The organism is Microbacterium aurantiacum (assembly GCF_021654035.1).
In the GTDB taxonomy this organism is placed as follows: domain Bacteria; phylum Actinomycetota; class Actinomycetes; order Actinomycetales; family Microbacteriaceae; genus Microbacterium; species Microbacterium aurantiacum.
In genome coordinates, this window is record NZ_JAJPDW010000005.1 from 129,823 (window position 1) to 148,464 (window position 18,642).

The following is an 18,642-nucleotide window of genomic DNA, read 5'->3' on the forward strand; positions in this document are numbered from 1 at the left end:
CAGAGCTTCCGCCCAGCGTGCACCCCACGCGTTCGGGCGACCGGTTCGTCTTCCTTCCACCACACTCAGGAGAATCGTGGCTGTCAAGATCCGTCTCAAGCGTCTCGGAAAGATCCGCGCGCCCTACTACCGCATCGTCGTCGCCGACTCGCGCACCAAGCGCGATGGTCGTGTCATCGAAGAGATCGGCAAGTACCACCCCACCGAGGAGCCCTCGTTCATCGAGGTGGACTCCGAGCGCGCGCAGTACTGGCTGGGCGTCGGCGCGCAGCCGACCGAGCAGGTCGCGGCCATCCTCAAGCTCACCGGCGACTGGGGTCGCTTCAAAGGCGACAAGGACGCCGTGTCCACCGTGAAGACGCGCGAGCCCAAGCCGGAGTTCTCCGTGGACGCCGCCAAGAAGTCCGTCGTCAAGCCCAAGGCGGAGAAGAAGGCGGACGCACCCGCCGCCGACGCCGCCGAGGCTGACGCCTCGACCGAAGCGGAGTAAGGACGTTGCTGGCCGCCGCGCTCGAGCACGTCGTCAAGGGGATCGTCGATCACCCGGAAGACGTGCGCATCGATTCCAACTCCTCGCCGCGAGGCGATGTGCTGGAGGTCCACGTGCACCCCGATGACCGGGGTCGCGTGATCGGACGCGGCGGCCGCACCGCCAAAGCCCTGCGAACGGTCGTGGGCGCACTCGCGGACGGTCGCCGCGTACGCGTCGACGTCGCGGACGATTGACCGTGGCCGACGAAAAGACGCAGCTGCGGGTCGGACGCCTGGTGAAGGCCCACGGCCTCAAGGGTGCCCTCAAGCTCGAGCTGTACACGGACGATCCCGAGGGCCGCTTCGCGCCGGGATCCACGTTCACCCTGCAGGTCCCCGAATCCTCGCCGTGGCACGGGAAGCCCCTCACGGTGCGGGAGTTCCGCTGGATGAACTCGCACCCCGTCGCCTTCTTCCAGGGGGTCGACGACCGAGACGCCGCCGAGGGCCTCGTCCGGGCGATCCTGTGGATCGACCAGCCGATCGATGCGCCCTCCGGCGATGACGACGCATGGTATGACCACCAGCTGGTCGGGCTCAGCGTCGTGCGCGACGGCGATGTCATCGGGCGCGTGGCTCGTGTCGATCACCTGCCCGCCCATGACCTCCTCGTCGTGACACCGCACGGTACGGACGACGAGGTCCTCGTCCCCTTCGTGTCGCAGATCGTCCCCGAGGTCGACATCGCGTCCGGCCGCATCGTCGTCACGCCGCCGCCCGGGCTGTTCGAAGAGCTCGCAGACGACGGCGCCGCAGGCGAGGCGGGCGCCTCCGCCGTCACCGACTGAGCGGCCTGCTTCCATGCGCCTGGACGTCGTCACCATCTTCCCGGCCTTTTTCGACGTGCTGGATGTCTCCCTCGTCGGCAAGGCGCGCGAACGCGGTCTCCTGGACATCGGGGTGCACGATCTCCGGGATTTCACGCACGATCGGCATCGCACGGTCGACGACACCCCCTACGGCGGTGGAGCGGGCATGGTGATGAAGCCGGAGCCGTGGGGTGAGGCTCTCGACGCTCTCCTCCAGCCCGCGTCGATCCTCGTGATCCCGTCACCCGCCGGCCAACGGTTCACGCAGGCCATGGCGCGCGAGCTCGCGACAGAATCGCATCTCGTCTTCGCGTGCGGTCGCTACGAGGGGATCGACCACCGGGTGGGCGAGCACTTCGCCCGCGACCACCGCGTGCGCTCGGTGAGCATCGGCGACTACGTCCTGAACGGCGGGGAAGTCGCGTCGATGGCCATGATCGAGGCGATCTCGCGTCTGATCCCCGGGATGGTCGGGAACCCGGAGAGCATCGTCGAGGAATCCCACGAGGGCGGATTGCTCGAGGCACCCGCCTACACCAAGCCCGCGCAGTGGCGCGGCCTCGCCGTGCCCCCCGTGCTGATGAGCGGCAACCACGGCGCGATCAGGCAGTGGCGCGCGGACCAGTCGGTGGAGCGCACGCGCAGCATCAGGCCGGACCTGCTGCCCTGAGGCGGAACCGGGGCCGTGCTCAGTGGACTCCGAGCCAGCTGCGGTCGGTCAGGATGATCGGCCCCGCGTCCGTGATCGCCACGGTGTGCTCGGCGTGCGCGCCGCGCGAGCCGTCCACGCTGCGCAGGGTCCAGCCGTCGGGGTCCGTGATGAGCTTGTCAGTGCTCTGGAGGAACCACGGCTCGAGTGCCACGACGAGGCCGGGGCGGAGAGGATAGCCCCGTCCGGGTTTGCCGTCGTTGGGCACGTGCGGATCTCCGTGCATCTCGCGACCGACGCCGTGACCTCCGAAATCCGTGTTGATGCGGTATCCGTCGCCGTGCGCGACCTCGGCCACGGCGTGGGAGATGTCCCCGACCCGGTTGCCGACCACGGCGGCCCCGATCGCCGCATCGAGGGCGCGCTCCGTCGTGTCGATGAGGGCGAGATCCTCGTCGCGCGGCGTTCCGACGATGAACGACACGGCGGAGTCCGCGACCCAGCCGTCGATGGATACCGCGAAGTCGAGAGTCACCAGATCGCCGTCGGCGAGGACGTAGTCATGAGGGAGTCCGTGCAGAACCGCATCGTTCACGGACGTGCAGATCACCTTCCCGAACGGACTCGCGCCGAACGACGGGTGGTAGTCGATGTAGCAGGAGGTGGCGCCCGCGCGCCGGATCATGTCGTGCGCACGTCGGTCGATGCTGAGGAGGTTCGTGCCGACGCGCGTCTCGTCCCGAAGGGTCGCCAGGGTCTCCGCGACGAAACGTCCTGCGGGGCGCATGGCCTCGATCTCGGCCGGAGTGCGCAGTTCGATCATGTGTGGAGCTCCCTTTCGTTCGGTCCATTCTGCCCGAGGGGGTGGGTGCTCGCTGTGAGGATGCCACGCGTGCTCATCGGCCTGTCGCAGCCTCCGGTGACGGGCGTAGCATCAGAAGATGATGCTCCGGCGCGCATTCTTCCTGTGGCTTCTGCCGGCCGCGTTCCTTCTGCCGCTCTGGCTGCTCATCGGCTGGGGCGTCTTCAACGCCGGTGGATGGGCGCTGCTGTGGGTGCTGGTGCTCGCGGTTCCGGGAGTCTTCGTCTGGCAGCTGGTGCTCGTGGCACTGATCCGCGCGCGAGGGACGGTGCGTGGTGATCGCGCGGTCTCATGGTGGGACGTCCTCGGGGTCGGCACCTGGCAGGCGCTGGTGGTCTCGCTCGGCTTCTTCCGCCCGGAGTGGTGGGGACTCGCCTTCTTCCTCGCCGTCGTCGCCGGAGTGGCGGTCTTCTGGCTGTCCCTGTGGCAACTGTGGCGTGAGGCGCGGCCGTCCGGAGCGGTCCTGAGAGCCCGGGGAGGAATCGCGTTCCTGCCGCCGACCGAGCAGCCCGCGGCGGAGAAGACGACCCCTGACGTGATCGTCGTCTCCGAACAGCAGGAGCCTCCCGGGCCCGGGCGCTTTTGACCCGCGCCCGATCCGTGGCAGAATACTCATTTGTGCCCCGAACGGTTCTGCCTCAGGGGAGCCCGTCGGTGATCCGGTCATCGACCCCGGGCACACGACATCCCTTTCCCCTTCATCCGCGGTCGACCTGTGGCGGCCGCAGAGAGAGACGATCATGCAGATCCTCGACTCCGTCGACGCAGCTTCGCTGCGGTCGGACATCCCCGTCTTCGCGCCCGGCGACACCGTCAAGGTGCACGTGAACATCACCGAGGGCAACCGCTCTCGTATCCAGGTCTTCCAGGGCATCGTGATCGGTCGCTCCGGCGACGGCGTGCGCGAGACCTTCACGGTGCGCAAGATCAGCTTCCAGGTGGGCGTGGAGCGCACCTTCCCCGTGCACTCCCCGGTCATCGACCACATCGAGGTCGTCACGCGAGGCGATGTGCGTCGCGCGAAGCTGTACTACCTCCGCGCCCTGCGCGGCAAGAAGGCCAAGATCAAGGAGAAGCGCGACCGCTGAGCGACGCGATTCCACGAATGCCCCGGTGCGTGCACCGGGGCATTCGCCTTTCTCCGCCCGTGAACACACCCCGAAACCCCGACATCGCCGTCATCGTTGCACGCGCGATGTGCGAACCTGGATGCGGCATCCGATCGCCGGCGTGCCGGGTGAAGGACGCGAATGACCACCGAGAACACCGTCGCCGACGAGGCAGCCGCCGGATCCGCAGCGACGCAAACCCGGCGTTCCCGCCGACGCGGCCTGTGGAGCTTCCTCCGCGACGTCGTGGTCATCATTTTGATCGCGATCCTCGTCTCGTTCCTCGTCAAGACATTCGTCGTGCGCTCGTTCTACATCCCGTCGGGGTCGATGGAGGACACGCTCCAGGTGAGCGACCGCATCCTGGTCGATCAGATCACCCCCCGTTTCGGTGACTACGAGCGGGGGGACATCGTGGTCTTCCGAGATCCCGGCGGCTGGCTCCCCCCGTCGAACACCCCGCCGCGCGCGCCTTTCGTCGAAGCGGTCGACTGGGTTCTGTCCCTCGTCGGCTTGAGCGCGTCGGACAGCGACGACCACCTCGTCAAGCGCATCATCGGACTCCCGGGAGACCAGGTCGTCTGCTGCAACGCGCTCGGACAGATCGAGGTGAACGGCGTGCCCGTCGACGAGACGACCTACACCAAGCTCGGATCCGGAGAGCCGGCGTCGGCGATCGACTTCGACGTCACCGTGCCGGCCGACAGTCTGTGGGTGCTCGGTGACAATCGCAATCGCTCGAAGGACTCCCGCTACAACACCGAACAGCCGGGGCAGGGGTTCGTTCCGATCGACAACCTCGTCGGACGTGCGTTCCTCGTGACCTGGCCGCTGGACCGGTTCGGGCTCTCCGACTTCCATCACGACGTCTTCGCGGGCGTCCCCGACCCCACCCCGGCATCGGGGGCGTCGCCGCGGTGACCGTCGTCGAGCCGCGCCTCTCCCTCGAGCGACGCCTGCTCAAGGAGTTCCCGATCCTCGTCGCGTGCGACGAAGTGGGCCGTGGTGCTCTCGCAGGGCCGGTCGCGGTGGGCGCGGTCGCGATCGACGCAGCCGACGCGCGTCGACGCGTACCGACGGGCCTTCGTGATTCCAAGCTCGTTCGGCCCGCGCACCGGGTGGCTGTGGCACGCCGGGCCGGCGACTGGGTGCGCGCCAGCGCGGTGGGCTGGGCGAGCGCGGCGGAGATCGACGAGATCGGGATCATGCGCGCGATGTCGCTCGCGACGTCTCGCGCCCTCGCGGATCTCCGCGCGCACGGGACGGCCGTCGATGACGCGGTCGTCCTCCTCGACGGCAATTACGATTACGTCTCGCTCACGCCCGGGAGCGCCGCTCGCGTGCGCACCCAGGTGAAGGCGGACCGGGATTGCGCGTCCGCGGCCGCCGCCTCGGTCATCGCGAAGGTCGCGAGGGACGCGCTGATGGTCGCCATGCACGAGGACGCACCTCTGTACGGATGGGACGAGAACAAGGGCTACGCGAGTGCCACGCATCGCGCGGCACTCCGCGCCCACGGCGCGAGCGTCCACCACCGCCGCTCGTGGAGCCTGGGGGACGGCCCGACGCTGTTCTGAGGTGGAGACGGCTCGTACGCGCGCGCCCGCCGCCCGCCTAGGATGGAGACACCATGGATGACGACGTCTTCGAAGACTACGACCGCGAACTCGAACTCGCCCTCTATCGCGAGTACCGCGATGTCGTCGTGCAGTTCCAGTACGTCGTGGAGACCGAGCGACGGTTCTACCTCGCCAACGACGTCAACGTGGTCAGGCGCGACACCGAGCACGATTTCTACTTCGAGATCTCCATGACCGATGTGTGGGTGTGGGACATCTATCGCGCCGACCGCTTCGTCAAGGCCGTCCGCGTCCTGACGTTCAAGGACGTCAACGTCGAGGAGCTCTCCCGTCGGGACTTCCAGCTTCCCGAGGAACTCTCGCTCGACACCTGACCCTCCTCCCCAGAGGGACCGCGTACCACGGCATCGCCGGGGACTCCACCGATGACCGTGAGGTGCCGCGGCGGATGATCCCGGTGCCGGACGATGCCGGTATGGCGAGAAAAGACGACATCGGACGGGCGGGCGAGGTCCGCGCCGGGCACTACCTCGAGAGCCTCGGATACGCGATCGCGGACCGGAACTGGCGTGTTCCGGCGGGCGAGATCGACCTCGTGGCGCTGGGAGACGACGCCGTCATCGTCGTCGAGGTCAAGACCCGGAGCGGACGGGGCTTCGGGCATCCGTTCGAGGCGATCGACGCGCGGAAGCGGGCACGACTGTGGCGTCTCGGGATCGCCTGGATCGGAGCGCACCCCGACGTGTGCCGGGGGCGCCGGCTGCGCATCGACGCGATCGGGCTGACCGGACGCGACCCCTCCGTCGCCGAGCTCGAGCACCTCCGGGACGTGGAGATCTGATGGGCGTCGCGCGGACGTGGGCGGTGGCGATCGTGGGTGCTCACGGGGAGTGCGTGGAGGTGGAAGCCGACTTGAGCGAGCAGACGCCCGAGTTCAAGATCATCGGACTCCCCGATCGCTCGCTGAGCGAAGCGGCCCGACGGGTGCACAACGCGTGCGTCAACAGCGAGCTTCCGCTGCCTCGTCGCCGGATCACGGTGAATCTGTCGCCCGCAGGGCTGCCCAAACAAGGGGCGGGGTTCGATGTGGCGATCGCCGTGGCCGCGCTGGCCACGGAAGGTGGCATGGATGCCGCCTCTCTGGCGCGCACGGTCCATCTCGGAGAGCTGGGTCTCGACGGCCGCTTGCGCCCCGTCCCCGGTGTGCTTCCCGCCGTGATCGCGGCGGTGCGGGCCGGACGGAGTCGGATCGTGGTTCCCGCCGCGAACCGGGAAGAAGCGGAGCTCGTCCCGGGCGCGGAGGTCCTCGGGGCCGTCAACCTGGCGCAGGTCGCCTCCTGGCACGGCGCGGAGGTCGTCGTGCCCGATCAAGAGCCCGTCCCGGGCACGACCACCCCTCGTGTTCCCGCCGACACCGGAGAACTCGCCGACGTCCTCGGGCAGCCCCAGGCGGTGGAAGCGCTCGTCACGGCCGCGGCGGGCGGCCACCACCTCCTCATGTGCGGACCCCCCGGGGCGGGCAAGACGATGCTGGCGAGGAGACTTCCGGGCATTCTCCCGCCTCTCGATGACGACGCGGCTCTCGCCGTGGCGAGTCTCGCGTCGTTGAGCGGAGCGCGGGTGGCGACGCTCGATCGGACGCCGCCGTTTGTCTCGCCGCATCACTCCGCCAGCGTCGCGTCCTTGGTGGGCGGTGGCTCACGGACGATGCGGCCGGGTGCGATCGCGCTGGCGTCCGAGGGCGTGCTCTTCCTCGACGAGGCCGCCGAGTTCCCCGGCGGGACCCTCGACGCCCTCCGCCAGCCCCTCGAGAGTGGGATGATCTCCATCGATCGGGCCGGGTGGCGCGCGGACTTCCCCACACGATTCCAGCTGATCCTCGCCACGAACCCGTGTCCGTGCGGCGACTACGGCATCCGCGGCGGATCGTGCGCGTGTCCGCCGTCGGCCGTTCGCCGGTATCTGGGTCGCCTGTCGGGGCCGCTCTTGGACCGGATCGACATCGAGCTGACGGTGCAGCGCGTCGCGGTGGCCCGGCGGGATGCGCTCCCGCCGTCGATGACGACCCAGGAGGCCAGAGATCGCGTGGCCGAGGCGCGGACGCGGATGGGACGGCGCCTGATCGGGACCCCGTGGACCCTGAACGCGCGAGTACCGGGCACCTGGCTCAGGGACGGGCCGTATGCGCCGGATCCGGCCGTGCGCCGCCCGCTGGATGCCGCACTCCATCGAGGATCGCTGACCCTCCGCGGGTACGACCGCGTGCTGAGGGTCGCGTGGTCGCTCGCAGATCTCGAGGGGCACGACCGGTTGGCCGCGGACCATATCGGGCGCGCACTGTTCTTGAAGCGGGGTGCCGCGGCATGAACGGCCTCGATCTGCGCGTCGTGCGGAGCGCCCTGGGTGAATGGGCTGACGATCTCGACGACCCGGACGCCCTCGATCGGTACGCGGCAGCCGCGTGGAGTGTGATCGCCGAGCCGGGGGACGGTGTGGCGGGGGCGATCGTGCGAGCGCTGGGCCGTGTCGAGGCGCTGCAGATGATCACGCAGGACGGTCTGCTGTCCGGAATCGGCGACGCGCGGACGTTGGCGCGCGCCCAGGAGCGGTGGCGACCCCGGATCGACGGCGGCGCGATCGCCGCCGCGCTGCAGACGGCGCGCACAAACGGCATCCACCTGCTGGTCCCGGGCGATCCGCTGTGGCCGTCAGCGGTCGACGACCTCGGGGTGCACAGCCCGCTCGCGCTGTGGGTCCGCGGCGATCCCGCACGGCTGGGCACGGACCGTCCCGCGGTCGCGATCGTGGGTGCCCGGGCCGCGACGGCCTACGGAGAACATGTCGCGATCGAGCTGGGAGCGGGCCTGGTCGCGCGCGGCATCGCCGTGGTGTCCGGCGGCGCGTACGGCATCGACGGAGCGGCGCACCGTGCCGTCCTCCGCGCGGGCGGCGTCACGATGGCCCTTCTCGCGGGCGGTGCTGATCGCCCGTACCCGGCGGGGCATGCGGGGATGCTGGCCGACATCGCGGCGACGGGCGTCGTGATCAGCGAGGTGCCCTGCGGCACCGCACCCACACGGTGGCGCTTCCTCCAGCGGAATCGGCTCATCGCCGCTCTGTCGGCGGCGACCGTCGTGGTCGAGGCCGGATGGCGGAGCGGCTCGCTGAACACCGCCGGTCACGCGTCGGCACTCGGCCGTCCCCTCGGTGCCGTCCCCGGCCCGGTCACCAGCGCGGCGTCGGCCGGCTGTCATCGGTTGCTCCGCGAGTACGACGCGGTCTGCGTGACCGGGGTCGACGACGTCGCGGACCTGATCGGCGCCCTCCCCGCCGATCCGTCGTCGGAGCGCGCGACTGCCGACGCGACGTCCGTCGACACCGATTCCCGACGGGTGCGGGACGCCCTGAGCTCGCGCACGCCGCGCAGCGTCACCGAGATAGCGCGGCACACGGGTCTCGCCGAAGCCGACGTGACGGGATGCCTGGGCATGCTGGAACTGGAAGGCCGGGCACGTCGGACCCTGAACGGCTGGCTCCGGGGTGGATGAACCCGCGTGCCTCCGGAGCGGCGGTCGGACCCGCGTACGCGCGGTGGGCGATAGTGGACCTCATGCAGGTGCACGCCGCCGTCGAGGAGTATCTCGCCCATCTCTCCTCGGTGCGCCGCGTCGCCGATGCCACGCTGCGTGCGTACCGCTCCGATCTCGTCGATCTCGAACGCTCGCTCCCGCAGGTGCCGCTCACGGACGTCACCCGTGACCACCTGCGGGATTGGCTCTGGGCGGCCACGCAACGGGGAGCGTCCCGCGCGACGCTCGCCCGTCGGATCGCGTCGGTCCGAGGATTCTTCGCGTGGGCGGTCGAGACCGGGCGTGCGGGCGCCGACCCGAGCCTCCGGCTGACCGCGCCGCGGAGAGGGCGCACCCTGCCCCGGGTCGCCGCGGCGGACACTCTGGGTCGCGTGTTGGGCGAACTCGCCCGTCGAGCCGAGGGCGGAGATCCGATCGCCTTGCGCGACCACGCCCTCGTCGAGCTGGTCTACGCCTCCGCGCTACGGGTCGCGGAGGCGTGCGGTCTCGACCTGGACGCCGTGGACGCCGGACGACAGACGGTCCGGGTAACGGGAAAGGGCGGGAAGGACCGCGTCGTCCCCTACGGCGACGCCGCTGCGGAAGCCCTCGCCGCCTACCTGGTGCGGGGTCGCCCCGCGCTGGCGGAACGCGGCGCGGGAGCCGCGGGCTCCGCGCTGTTCCTGGGGGCGCGGGGGGCACGGTTGAACACCCGCTCGGCGTACGACGTGGTGTCGCGGCTCCTCGGCCACGAGATCGGGCGGACCGCCGGCCCGCACGCGCTCCGCCACTCGGCGGCCACCCATCTGCTCGACGGCGGGGCCGACCTGCGCGCGGTGCAGGAGATGCTGGGGCACGCCAGCCTCGGCACGACGCAGATCTACACGCACGTATCGACCGAGCGGTTGCACGCGAGCTATCGCCGCGCCCACCCGCGGGCGTGAGGCCCCTGCGTCAACAGCACGGGAGGAGTACGGCCCGCGCGGGGGAGGACAGCAGAGAAAGCGGGTCCACGTACGCGCCGTGCATGCGGATGCCGAGGTGGAGCCGTCCGGGTGCTCCGTGACCGTCGGGAGTGACGGATCCGATCCGCGAACCGGCGTCGACGACATCGCCCACCTCGACCGTCGGGTCGATCGGCTCCATCGAGCTCACCACACCGCCGCCGTGGTCGATCGAGATGACCGGGCGATCCACGACCCGGCCGGCGAAGACGACCATGCCCGCCGCCGGCGCACGGACGGGGGCCCCCGGCGTCGACCCGATGTCGACACCTCGATGCCCTGGTGCGTAAGCGTGGGCCGGCGGTTCGTACGGGCGGACGAGGGCGGCAGGGGAGACCGGCCACGTCCATGACCCGGCGGGAGGTGCCGGAACAGCGGTGTCGGTGTCAGCGGGATCCGTCACGCCCATTCCAGGCATCGGCCCCAGCAGGACGGAGGCGGCCACGAGGACGGCGCGGAGCGCACGGGTGGTCATGTGAGCAGTCTGCGTCCCGGGATCCGCTCGTCGACGGCGTCCGCCGGATTCGGTGGAAAGGTCGACCCGGTGCGCCGTGGGGGAGGAGGGCCGACTGATACACTGGCAGACGCATCCCGCTCGTCGGGATGACTACGCGTGCCCGAACGTGCGGCCTGCCGCACGTGGCGTTCCTCCCCTCGGTCCCTTCACGGGGTGGGAGTGCGCCGGGCACCAGGGACACCGGCCACCGGCTCGGTGCGAAACAACCGCAAGGGGCGACAACGCCCAGACAAGGAGTACGGCCATGGCCGTCGTCACCATCCGCCAGCTGCTCGACAGCGGCGTTCACTTCGGACACCAGACCCGCCGGTGGAACCCGAAAGTCAAGCGCTTCATCCTGACCGAGCGCAGCGGCATCCACATCATCGATCTCCAGCAGTCGCTGAGCTACATCGACAAGGCCTACGAGTTCGTGAAGGAGACCGTCGCGCACGGCGGCACCATCCTCTTCGTCGGTACCAAGAAGCAGGCTCAGGAGATCCTCGCCGAGCAGGCGACGCGCGTGGGACAGCCCTACGTCAACCAGCGCTGGCTCGGTGGTCTGCTGACCAACTTCCAGACCGTGTCCAAGCGTCTCGCCCGGATGAAGGAGCTCGAGGAGCTCGACTACGACAACCCGGCGGAGAGCGGCTTCACCAAGAAGGAGCTCCTGCTGAAGAAGCGCGAGCTGGACAAGCTCCACAAGTCCCTCGGTGGTATCCGCAACATGACCAAGACGCCGTCGGCGATCTGGGTCGTGGACGCCAAGCGCGAGCACCTCGCCGTGAACGAGGCGACGAAGCTCGGCATCCCCGTCATCGGCATTCTGGACACCAACGCCGACCCCGACGAGTTCCAGTACCCGATCCCCGGCAACGACGACGCGATCCGCTCGGTGAGCCTCCTCACCCGCATCATCGCCGACGCCGCCGCCGAGGGGCTCATCCAGCGTCACCAGCCCGCCGGCGAGGCGGAGCAGGCCGCAGAGCCGCTCGCCGAGTGGGAGCGCGAGCTGCTCGAGCAGGGCGCGCCGGAGCAGTCCTCGGCTTCCACCGAGGCTGTCGCCGATGTCGCCGAGGCCGAGAAGGCCGCTGACGAGGCCGTCGCCGACGAACAGGCCGTCGAGGGCGAGGCCGCGACCGAGTCGTCGGCCGACGCCGCGGGCGCAGAGGCCGCGACCGACGCCGAAGCGGCCAAGTAAGCACTTTCATCCCTTCGCCGCGGCGGGAGCGTCTTCACGACGCCCCGCCGCGGCATCTGACACCGTCACCAAACAAGGAGCCGCCACCCATGGCAAACTTCACGATCGCCGACATCAAGACGCTGCGTGAGCAGCTCGGCACCGGCATGGTCGACACCAAGAAGGCGCTCGAGGAGGCCGACGGCGACCTCGAGAAGGCCGTCGAGATCCTGCGCCTCAAGGGTGCGAAGGGCAACGCCAAGCGCGCCGACCGGTCCACCTCGGAAGGTCTCGTCGCGGCCAAGGAGCTCGAGGGCAAGGTCACGATCATCGAGCTGAACACGGAGACGGACTTCGTCGCCAAGAACGACCGCTTCATCGCGCTGGCCGACCAGGTCCTGAATGCCGCCGCCGCCGCGCAGGCCGACTCCGCCGAGGCTGCTCTCGCCGCTCCCGCCGGTTCTTCGACCGTCGCGCAGCTCATCTCCGACGAGGCCGCGATCATCGGAGAGAAGGTCGAGCTCCGGCGCGTCGCGACCCTCGCCGGCGACAAGTTCGAGATCTACCTGCACAAGACCAGCAAGGACCTGCCGCCGCAGGTCGGCGTGGTGCTCGCCTATTCGGGCGATGACGCGGAGACCGCGCGGAGCCTCGCGCAGCACATCTCGTTCGCGAACCCGAGCTACCTCTCCCGCGACGAGGTCCCCGAGGCCGATGTCGAGAAGGAGCGCGAGATCGTCACCGAGATCTCCCGCAACGAGGGCAAGCCGGAGGCCGCCCTCCCGAAGATCGTCGAGGGCCGTGTCAACGCGTTCTTCAAGCAGGTGTCGCTCCTCGACCAGGACTACGCCAAGGACAACAAGCTGTCGGTGGCCCAGGTCGCCAAGGACGCAGGTCTGACGCTCACCGGCTTCGCCCGGTTCAAGGTCGGCGCCTGAGACGCCTGAGGGCCCGCATCGTTCGCCGATGCGGGCCCTTGTCATGCCGTAGGTTGTCGTCAGACGAGAGGAAGATCGTTGATCAGTGAGTCCACCGGGCGCCGCCGCGTCCTGTTGAAACTTTCCGGCGAGGCGTTCGGCGGAGGCCAGCTGGGCGTGAACCCCGATGTGGTCGGTCAGATCGCGCGGGAGATCGCCGAAGCCGTCGATCGGGTCGAGGTCGCCATCGTCGTGGGGGGAGGCAACTTCTTCCGCGGCGCAGAGCTCAGCCAGCGCGGAATGGACCGTGGTCGCGCCGACTACATGGGCATGCTGGGGACCGTGATGAACGCGCTGGCCCTCCAGGACTTCCTCGAGCAGGCGGGAGCGGCCACACGCGTGCAGTCCGCGATCTCGATGACGCAGGTCGCCGAGCCGTACATCCCGAGACGCGCCGAACGGCACATGGAGAAGGGGCGCGTCGTGATCTTCGGCGCCGGAGCCGGTCTGCCCTACTTCTCGACCGACACCGTCGCCGCCCAGAGGGCTCTGGAGATCGGCGCGTCCGAGGTGCTGGTGGCGAAGAACGGCGTCGACGGTGTCTACACGGCCGACCCGAAGAAGGACGCGTCCGCAACCCGCATCGACCGGATCACCTACCTTGACGCGCTCCAGCGTGGACTGAAGGTCGTCGATTCCACCGCCTTCAGCCTCTGCATGGACAACAAGATGGACATGCGGGTGTTCGGCATGGAGCCCGCGGGGAACGTCACGCGCGCGCTTCTCGGCGATTCCATCGGCACGCTGGTCACGGCGTGACGCACCCCGCTGAGTAGACTGAACCGACCCCAACGCGAAGGAGACACTGTGATCGCGGACGTCCTGGCTGAAACCGGAGAGCGCATGGATCGCGCCGTCGAAGCGGCGAAGGAGGACTTCTCCACTGTTCGCACGGGTCGAGCGAACCCGCAGCTCTTCCAGAAGCTGATGGTCGACTACTACGGGTCGCCGACGCCCCTGGCCCAGTTGGCCTCACTGAACACGCCCGAGGCCCGCACGATCGTCGTCACCCCTTACGACAAGTCGGCGCTGAAGGCCATTGAGCAGGCGATCCGCGACGCGCCGAACCTCGGCGCCAATCCGGGCAACGACGGCAACATCATCCGGGTCACGATGCCCGAGCTCACCCAGGAGCGCCGCAAGGAGTACGTCAAGCTCGTGCGGACCAAGGGCGAGGACGCGAAGGTGCACGTCCGCGGAATCCGCCGTAAGGCGAAGGACGACCTCGACGCACTCAAGTCCGAGGTCGGAGAAGACGAGCTCGTCCGGGCCGAGAAGGAGCTGGACGCGCTCACGCGCGCCCACGTCGACGCGATCGACGAGGCGCTCAAGCGCAAAGAAGCAGAGCTCCTGGAAGTCTGACGCACGTCATGTCCGATCGCTCGGGTGGCGCCGCGGAGGTGCCGGGGGAGCCCGCTCCGCCGCTGTCCCGCCGGCAGGCTGCGCGTGCCCGCGAGGCCGGTGAGCCCTCGGCGGCGTTCCAGGCCCACGTACGCGCCGCACGCAGCGAGTTCGACAGCCACGTCGCGCACGCGCGGGCCGAATTCGAAGAGGCCAACGAGCGGATCAAGCAGCGCACCGGACGCAATCTGATCCTGGCGATCGTGATCGCCCTCGCGATCGGCGCGGTGGTCCTGACGACCCTGCTCTTCGTGAAGTGGTTCTTCCTCGTCTTCGCGCTCGGCGCCGCATTGCTCGGGGTGTTCGAGTTCTCCCGCGCACTGTCCGCGTCAGGTCGCCGCGTCGACCTCGTCCCACAACTGGTCGCGGGCACGGTCCTGGTGCTGCTGCCCGCGATCCTCGATCCCTGGCTGCACTGGGTGACGGTGTTCGCCGCGGTGGCGTTCGTCGTCGTATGGCGGCTCCTGCGTCAGATGGTCGCCGACGACGGGCGCCCCGGAGGGGCGATCCTCTCGGATGCTCTCGTCTCCGCGTTCGTGCAGCTCTACGTCCCGTTCTTCGCCAGCCTCGGCGTGGTTCTGCTCCGGCAGGAGGGTGGGCAGTGGTGGATCCTCTCGTTCGTCATCATTGCGGTGGCAGCGGACACCGGAGCGTACGCGAGCGGCCTGGCATGGGGACGGCACCCGATGGCGCCGAAGATCAGCCCCAAGAAGACGTGGGAGGGTTTCGCGGGAGCGGCCGCGGCGGCCGTGATCGCCGGTGTTCTCGTGGCGATCTTCCTGCTCTCGCTGCCGTGGTGGGCCGGCATCGTCGTCGGCCTGGTGATCCTGGGCACGGCGACCGCCGGCGACCTCGGCGAATCCATGATCAAGCGGGATCTCGGCATCAAGGACATGAGCTCGTGGCTTCCGGGGCATGGCGGCGTCCTCGACCGGCTGGACTCGATCCTCCCGTCCGCGATGGCAGCACTGGCTCTGTACTATCTCTTCTCCCCTGTGGTGATCGCATGAGTGACGCGTCCTCCCCGATGTTCCCCGAGACGCGCGGCCGCGACCGGGGCTACGACAAGGTCGCCGTAGAGGAGTTCCTCGCCCGCGCGCGCGCCGCCTTCGAGCAGGCGGACGCCGGATTGAGCTCCGCCGATGTACGGGCGGTGGCCTTCCCCCTCGTGCGCGAGGGATACGCGATCGCGGCGGTGGACGCGGCCCTGGGTCGGATCGAGGACGCCTTCGCCCTGCGGGAGAGGGAAGCCGCGCTCTCCTCGGACGGCGTGGAGGGATGGGTGGGCCGCACGCGGGAGACTGCACAGGTCGTGCTCGACCGGCTCGCGCGTCCGCGCGGGCATCGCTTCCGCCGCGTCGGACTCCTGCGCTACGGCTACCGGGTGGACGAGGTCGACCTGGTCGCGGACAAGATCGCGCGCTACCTCGAGGACGGCTCTCCCGTGAGCGTCGAGCAGGTGCGCTCGGTGGCGTTCCGCATGCAGCGCGGCGGCTACCACGAAGGCCAGGTCGACGCTGTTCTCGACGCGGTCGTCGAGGTCATGTTGGCCGTCTCGTGACGCTTCGCGCCGGGGTGACAGCGCCCGTGACCGCTCGGTAGACTCGGCCCATTGTGACCCCGTCCGACGAGCTGACCACGCGCCGCGCGTACCGTGATGCGGCTCGCACGGACTCGCCGACGTCCAGTGTGCGGCCCCGAGCGACGGCACGTTCTGCGCCTCGGCGCTCGCGCCGCCGTGACGTGCTCGCGGTGTTCGGCGTCGTCGCGGTCACGGGATTCGCAGCCGCCTCCATAGGGCCTGCCGGTCTCGCGGTCGCCGAGGCCCCCTCGGTCACCGCGATCTCGACGGTGAGCCTCTACGCGAGCTCCCTGGCCGACGCGCAGATCTCCGCGGAGAGCGGCGGCGACGCCGCGGCCGAGCCCGCCGTGCTGGATCGCGGGAACTACACCGTCTACGTCACGCCCACCCCGACGCCCGAGCCCGAGCCGGAATCGCCCGTCGAGAGCGCAGACCCGCCGGCGGTGGAGTCGGCCGCCTGGCAGCCGCCGTTCGTCACGCCCGATCCGGGTTCGGCCCAAGCGATCGCGTACGACATGGTCATCGCGCGCGGCTGGAACGACGACGAGTTCGCGTGCCTGGTGGCCCTCTGGAACCGCGAGTCCGGGTGGCGCGTGAACGCCTACAACGCTTCGAGCGGGGCGTACGGCATCCCTCAGTCGCTCCCCGGCGACAAGATGGCCTCCGCCGGCGCCGATTGGGAGACCAATCCGGCGACGCAGATCACCTGGGGCCTCGGCTACATCGGCGCCCGCTACGGCGCGCCGTGCGGGGCCTGGGGGCACTCGCAGAGCGTCGGGTGGTACTGACCCCATGCCACGTTCCCACCGTCGCCGCCCCGAGCCCGCCGGCGACGACGATTCCTTCGCCCGCCTGCTGGCGGGCTTCAAGCGCACCGAGATCAAACGGGGCGTCGAGTGGACGGTGCAGCCGATCGCGGCGGCGCAGGCGCAGAAGACGTACGTCTGTCCCGCATGCCCGAACGACATCGCCCCCGGGACGGCGCACGTCGTCGTGTGGCGGGCATCGGGCATTCTGGGGGACTCCGCCGACCTGGCGGGTCGCCGACACTGGCACACGCACTGCTGGAGGATCAACTGAGATGGAGATCCGTGGACCGATGCTCCTGCCCGCGCGCCGGGAGGACATCGAACTGCAGACGATCGACGGTCTGACCCTGGTCGGCGAACTCGCCGTTCCGCACGACCGGGACCCGGTCGCCACCCTGGTGACCTGTCATCCGCTCCCCACCGCGGGCGGGTTCATGGACTCCCACATCTTCCGGAAAGCTGCCGGTCGTCTGCCCGCCCTCGCCGACCTCGCCGTGCTGCGGTTCAACACCCGCGGCACGACCTCCCCACGAGGGACCAGCGAGGGTGCTTTCGACGGCGGCCGCAACGAAGCGTTCGACGTCGCCGCCGCGATGGATTTCGTCGCGACGCGATCCCTCCCGAACCCCTGGTTGGTGGGGTGGTCGTTCGGAACGGAACTGGTGCTGAAGTACGGGCGCGATCATGCGATCGACGGCGCCATCCTGCTGTCGCCGCCGCTGCACCGCGCGACCGACGAGGACGTCGCCGCCTGGGCCGGAGATCCGCGACCGCTCGTCATCCTCGTCCCCGAGTTCGACGACTACCTGCGACCGGACGAAGCACGGGAGCGGTTCGCGTCGGTTCCCGCCGCTGCGCTCATCGCCGTCGAGGGGGGCAAGCACCTGTGGGTCGGGGAGAACCAGACCCGCCGGGTCCTCACGGAGATCGTGGCGGCAGTGAACCCGGGTGCGCTGCCGCTCGCCACCGAGTGGTCGGACGGCACCGCCTGAGTCACCGCTCGTTCTGGCGGGGGATGACCACCTGGCGGTAGATGATCAGGATGCTGGCCGCGATCGGGATCGCGACGAGGGCGCCGAGAAGTCCGAGAAGCGAACCGCCGGCCAATGCGGCGATCACCACGACCGCGCCGGGGACGGAAACGGCGCGGCCCATGATCCGCGGGGCGATGACGTACGCCTCGAGCTGCATGTAGATCAGGTAGTAGATCGCCGCCACGATCGCGGTCGTCGGAGACCCGAGACCGAGGCAGATCAGCACGATGATCGTCGAGCCGGTAAGGGTGCCGACCAGCGGGATCAGCGAGAAGAAGAGGGCGATCACAGCGAGCACGGCGGGGAACGGTGCCTGGATGATGCTGAGGAAGATCATGCTCAGGACGCCGTTGATCACCCCGAGGCTTCCCTGCCCGATGACGAAGTAGCCGACGGAGTCCGTGATCTGCTCACCGAGATCGATCACGCGGGCTCGCTTGGAGGCGGGGACCAGCTGATACACGGCACGCTTGAGACTCGGCGTGGAGGCGGTGAAGTAGATGGTCAGGATCAGAACGATGAAGGCTCCCGCGAGGCCGGCGATGACGGCGCCGCCGACGACGAAGATCCCGCCACCGATCTCGCTACCGATGGCGCCGAGATCGAGGGAGTCGACCCACTCCTGCACGTATGCCAGAACGCGATCGACGTCGAGCGCGGGGAAGGAGGCCGCCATCCACTCGCGCACATCGGTGATCGGGTCCCAATCCGCGCGCTCCACCACGGATTGCACCTGGGCGATCAGCTGCGCGATCTGTCCGACGATCACGGGGACGACGATGAGGATGACCCCGGCGAATGCGGCCAGGACTCCGAGGATCGTCACCAGGACGGCCGCCCAGCGGGGCAGCCCGCGCCGCTCGAGCCAGCCGACCAGCGGGTCGAGGCCGAGCGACAGGAAGAGGGCGGTGCCGACGTAGAGGAGGATCGTGGACAGCGTCTGGATGCTGCCGATGAACAGAAGCCCCAATCCGACCCCGAGAGTCGCGACGAACGCCACGCGGAACGGGTTGTGCACCTTCATGGAGACTCCAGGGTTCGAACGGCGTC

Annotated in this window: 25 protein-coding genes; 22 read left to right on the forward strand and 3 right to left on the reverse strand. The window is 69.5% G+C overall.

The annotated features are described in order from the left end of the window. The first annotated feature begins 76 nt into the window (after positions 1–76). The 4 genes from rpsP to trmD are packed head-to-tail and all read left to right on the forward strand — an operon-like array spanning position 77 to position 2,010. Positions 77–490, forward strand: coding sequence for a 30S ribosomal protein S16 (gene rpsP / locus LTL01_RS11710; protein ID WP_236968696.1), 414 nt, complete (start codon positions 77–79; stop codon positions 488–490). A 5-nt stretch (positions 491–495) separates the two neighbouring features. After that, the gene (locus LTL01_RS11715; RefSeq protein ID WP_236968697.1) at positions 496–726 is read left to right on the forward strand and encodes an RNA-binding protein; all 231 of its coding nucleotides are present in this window, start codon (positions 496–498) and stop codon (positions 724–726) included. Continuing rightward, the gene (rimM, locus tag LTL01_RS11720; protein WP_372461344.1) at positions 723–1,319 is read left to right on the forward strand and encodes a ribosome maturation factor RimM; all 597 of its coding nucleotides are present in this window, start codon (positions 723–725) and stop codon (positions 1,317–1,319) included. The genes LTL01_RS11715 and rimM overlap by 4 nt, the downstream gene beginning before the upstream one ends. A gap of 13 nt (positions 1,320–1,332) precedes the next feature. Further along, complete coding sequence (gene trmD, locus LTL01_RS11725; RefSeq protein WP_236968699.1) at positions 1,333–2,010, forward strand: tRNA (guanosine(37)-N1)-methyltransferase TrmD; 678 nt, start codon at positions 1,333–1,335, stop codon at positions 2,008–2,010. Between the two features lie 19 nt (positions 2,011–2,029). Here the strand turns inward: trmD and map are convergent, their stop codons facing one another. After that, positions 2,030–2,812: a type I methionyl aminopeptidase gene (map, locus tag LTL01_RS11730; RefSeq protein WP_053548328.1), complete on the reverse strand. Its 783-nt coding sequence runs from the start codon at positions 2,810–2,812 to the stop codon at positions 2,030–2,032. A gap of 118 nt (positions 2,813–2,930) precedes the next feature. On the opposite strand from map, the gene LTL01_RS11735 reads away from it, so the two are divergent. The 9 genes from LTL01_RS11735 to LTL01_RS11775 all read left to right on the forward strand — a co-directional run bounded on the left by LTL01_RS11735 (position 2,931) and on the right by LTL01_RS11775 (position 10,053). Further along, complete coding sequence (locus LTL01_RS11735; RefSeq protein WP_053548327.1) at positions 2,931–3,437, forward strand: hypothetical protein; 507 nt, start codon at positions 2,931–2,933, stop codon at positions 3,435–3,437. A 154-nt stretch (positions 3,438–3,591) separates the two neighbouring features. Beyond that, positions 3,592–3,939, forward strand: a complete 348-nt coding sequence (gene rplS / locus LTL01_RS11740) for a 50S ribosomal protein L19 (protein WP_053548326.1) — start codon at positions 3,592–3,594, stop codon at positions 3,937–3,939. Positions 3,940–4,101: 162 nt separating this feature from the next. After that, positions 4,102–4,881: a signal peptidase I gene (gene lepB, locus LTL01_RS11745; protein ID WP_053548325.1), complete on the forward strand. Its 780-nt coding sequence runs from the start codon at positions 4,102–4,104 to the stop codon at positions 4,879–4,881. Continuing rightward, on the forward strand, positions 4,878–5,537 hold the full coding sequence (gene rnhB / locus LTL01_RS11750; RefSeq protein WP_053548324.1) for a ribonuclease HII: 660 nt from the start codon (positions 4,878–4,880) through the stop codon (positions 5,535–5,537). Before lepB ends, rnhB begins: the two co-directional genes overlap by 4 nt. A 53-nt stretch (positions 5,538–5,590) precedes the next feature. Then, positions 5,591–5,914, forward strand: a complete 324-nt coding sequence (locus LTL01_RS11755) for a DUF2469 family protein (protein ID WP_053548323.1) — start codon at positions 5,591–5,593, stop codon at positions 5,912–5,914. Between the two features lie 101 nt (positions 5,915–6,015). Next, the gene (locus tag LTL01_RS11760) at positions 6,016–6,381 is read left to right on the forward strand and encodes a YraN family protein (protein ID WP_053548455.1); all 366 of its coding nucleotides are present in this window, start codon (positions 6,016–6,018) and stop codon (positions 6,379–6,381) included. Then, complete coding sequence (locus LTL01_RS11765; protein ID WP_053548322.1) at positions 6,381–7,907, forward strand: YifB family Mg chelatase-like AAA ATPase; 1,527 nt, start codon at positions 6,381–6,383, stop codon at positions 7,905–7,907. Before LTL01_RS11760 ends, LTL01_RS11765 begins: the two co-directional genes overlap by 1 nt. Beyond that, positions 7,904–9,088, forward strand: coding sequence for a DNA-processing protein DprA (gene dprA / locus LTL01_RS11770; protein WP_236968700.1), 1,185 nt, complete (start codon positions 7,904–7,906; stop codon positions 9,086–9,088). The genes LTL01_RS11765 and dprA overlap by 4 nt, the downstream gene beginning before the upstream one ends. 62 nt (positions 9,089–9,150) lie before the next feature. Next, positions 9,151–10,053: a tyrosine recombinase XerC gene (locus LTL01_RS11775; RefSeq protein WP_053548454.1), complete on the forward strand. Its 903-nt coding sequence runs from the start codon at positions 9,151–9,153 to the stop codon at positions 10,051–10,053. Between the two features lie 10 nt (positions 10,054–10,063). Here the strand turns inward: LTL01_RS11775 and LTL01_RS11780 are convergent, their stop codons facing one another. Continuing rightward, complete coding sequence (locus LTL01_RS11780) at positions 10,064–10,588, reverse strand: murein hydrolase activator EnvC family protein (RefSeq protein ID WP_236968701.1); 525 nt, start codon at positions 10,586–10,588, stop codon at positions 10,064–10,066. Positions 10,589–10,874: 286 nt separating this feature from the next. Between LTL01_RS11780 and rpsB the strand changes: the two genes are divergently transcribed. The 9 genes from rpsB (at position 10,875) to LTL01_RS11825 (ending at position 17,550) form a co-directional block, all read left to right on the forward strand. Further along, positions 10,875–11,810, forward strand: coding sequence for a 30S ribosomal protein S2 (gene rpsB, locus LTL01_RS11785; RefSeq protein ID WP_053548319.1), 936 nt, complete (start codon positions 10,875–10,877; stop codon positions 11,808–11,810). An 89-nt stretch (positions 11,811–11,899) separates the two neighbouring features. Then, the gene (gene tsf / locus LTL01_RS11790) at positions 11,900–12,727 is read left to right on the forward strand and encodes a translation elongation factor Ts (RefSeq protein WP_236968702.1); all 828 of its coding nucleotides are present in this window, start codon (positions 11,900–11,902) and stop codon (positions 12,725–12,727) included. Positions 12,728–12,805: 78 nt separating this feature from the next. Then, on the forward strand, positions 12,806–13,525 hold the full coding sequence (pyrH, locus tag LTL01_RS11795; RefSeq protein WP_053548317.1) for a UMP kinase: 720 nt from the start codon (positions 12,806–12,808) through the stop codon (positions 13,523–13,525). 48 nt (positions 13,526–13,573) lie between these two features. Next, positions 13,574–14,128, forward strand: a complete 555-nt coding sequence (gene frr, locus LTL01_RS11800; protein ID WP_053548316.1) for a ribosome recycling factor — start codon at positions 13,574–13,576, stop codon at positions 14,126–14,128. Positions 14,129–14,136: 8 nt separating this feature from the next. Beyond that, a complete protein-coding gene (locus tag LTL01_RS11805; protein ID WP_236968703.1) occupies positions 14,137–15,177 on the forward strand; it encodes a phosphatidate cytidylyltransferase in 1,041 nt (346 codons plus the stop codon). Beyond that, positions 15,174–15,728 (forward strand): DivIVA domain-containing protein, encoded by a 555-nt coding sequence (locus LTL01_RS11810; protein WP_053548314.1) that lies wholly within the window; start codon positions 15,174–15,176, stop codon positions 15,726–15,728. Before LTL01_RS11805 ends, LTL01_RS11810 begins: the two co-directional genes overlap by 4 nt. A gap of 53 nt (positions 15,729–15,781) precedes the next feature. Further along, positions 15,782–16,537, forward strand: a complete 756-nt coding sequence (locus LTL01_RS11815) for an aggregation-promoting factor C-terminal-like domain-containing protein (RefSeq protein ID WP_236968704.1) — start codon at positions 15,782–15,784, stop codon at positions 16,535–16,537. Positions 16,538–16,541: 4 nt separating this feature from the next. Next, positions 16,542–16,829: an Rv1322 family protein gene (locus LTL01_RS11820; RefSeq protein ID WP_236968705.1), complete on the forward strand. Its 288-nt coding sequence runs from the start codon at positions 16,542–16,544 to the stop codon at positions 16,827–16,829. 1 nt (position 16,830) lies between these two features. Further along, positions 16,831–17,550: an alpha/beta hydrolase gene (locus LTL01_RS11825; protein WP_236968706.1), complete on the forward strand. Its 720-nt coding sequence runs from the start codon at positions 16,831–16,833 to the stop codon at positions 17,548–17,550. 1 nt (position 17,551) lies between these two features. On the opposite strand, the gene LTL01_RS11830 is transcribed toward LTL01_RS11825, so the two are convergent. Further along, positions 17,552–18,616, reverse strand: a complete 1,065-nt coding sequence (locus tag LTL01_RS11830) for an AI-2E family transporter (RefSeq protein ID WP_236968707.1) — start codon at positions 18,614–18,616, stop codon at positions 17,552–17,554. Positions 18,617–18,642: the final 26 nt, after the last annotated feature.

What these genes read in the sequence shown, in the direction of transcription:
- LTL01_RS11830 (WP_236968707.1), bottom strand. Translation starts at nt 18,616, where the DNA reads ATGAAGGTGCACAACCCGTTCCGCGTGGCGTTCGTCGCGACTCTCGGG.
- tsf (WP_236968702.1), top strand. Translation starts at nt 11,900, where the DNA reads ATGGCAAACTTCACGATCGCCGACATCAAGACGCTGCGTGAGCAGCTC.
- trmD (WP_236968699.1), top strand. Translation starts at nt 1,333, where the DNA reads ATGCGCCTGGACGTCGTCACCATCTTCCCGGCCTTTTTCGACGTGCTG.
- rplS (WP_053548326.1), top strand. Translation starts at nt 3,592, where the DNA reads ATGCAGATCCTCGACTCCGTCGACGCAGCTTCGCTGCGGTCGGACATC.
- LTL01_RS11765 (WP_053548322.1), top strand. Translation starts at nt 6,381, where the DNA reads ATGGGCGTCGCGCGGACGTGGGCGGTGGCGATCGTGGGTGCTCACGGG.
- dprA (WP_236968700.1), top strand. Translation starts at nt 7,904, where the DNA reads ATGAACGGCCTCGATCTGCGCGTCGTGCGGAGCGCCCTGGGTGAATGG.
- LTL01_RS11820 (WP_236968705.1), top strand. Translation starts at nt 16,542, where the DNA reads ATGCCACGTTCCCACCGTCGCCGCCCCGAGCCCGCCGGCGACGACGAT.
- LTL01_RS11805 (WP_236968703.1), top strand. Translation starts at nt 14,137, where the DNA reads ATGTCCGATCGCTCGGGTGGCGCCGCGGAGGTGCCGGGGGAGCCCGCT.
- LTL01_RS11735 (WP_053548327.1), top strand. Translation starts at nt 2,931, where the DNA reads ATGATGCTCCGGCGCGCATTCTTCCTGTGGCTTCTGCCGGCCGCGTTC.
- map (WP_053548328.1), bottom strand. Translation starts at nt 2,812, where the DNA reads ATGATCGAACTGCGCACTCCGGCCGAGATCGAGGCCATGCGCCCCGCA.
- rpsB (WP_053548319.1), top strand. Translation starts at nt 10,875, where the DNA reads ATGGCCGTCGTCACCATCCGCCAGCTGCTCGACAGCGGCGTTCACTTC.
- LTL01_RS11760 (WP_053548455.1), top strand. Translation starts at nt 6,016, where the DNA reads ATGGCGAGAAAAGACGACATCGGACGGGCGGGCGAGGTCCGCGCCGGG.
- LTL01_RS11780 (WP_236968701.1), bottom strand. Translation starts at nt 10,588, where the DNA reads ATGACCACCCGTGCGCTCCGCGCCGTCCTCGTGGCCGCCTCCGTCCTG.
- LTL01_RS11775 (WP_053548454.1), top strand. Translation starts at nt 9,151, where the DNA reads ATGCAGGTGCACGCCGCCGTCGAGGAGTATCTCGCCCATCTCTCCTCG.
- LTL01_RS11825 (WP_236968706.1), top strand. Translation starts at nt 16,831, where the DNA reads ATGGAGATCCGTGGACCGATGCTCCTGCCCGCGCGCCGGGAGGACATC.
- lepB (WP_053548325.1), top strand. Translation starts at nt 4,102, where the DNA reads ATGACCACCGAGAACACCGTCGCCGACGAGGCAGCCGCCGGATCCGCA.
- LTL01_RS11810 (WP_053548314.1), top strand. Translation starts at nt 15,174, where the DNA reads ATGAGTGACGCGTCCTCCCCGATGTTCCCCGAGACGCGCGGCCGCGAC.
- LTL01_RS11755 (WP_053548323.1), top strand. Translation starts at nt 5,591, where the DNA reads ATGGATGACGACGTCTTCGAAGACTACGACCGCGAACTCGAACTCGCC.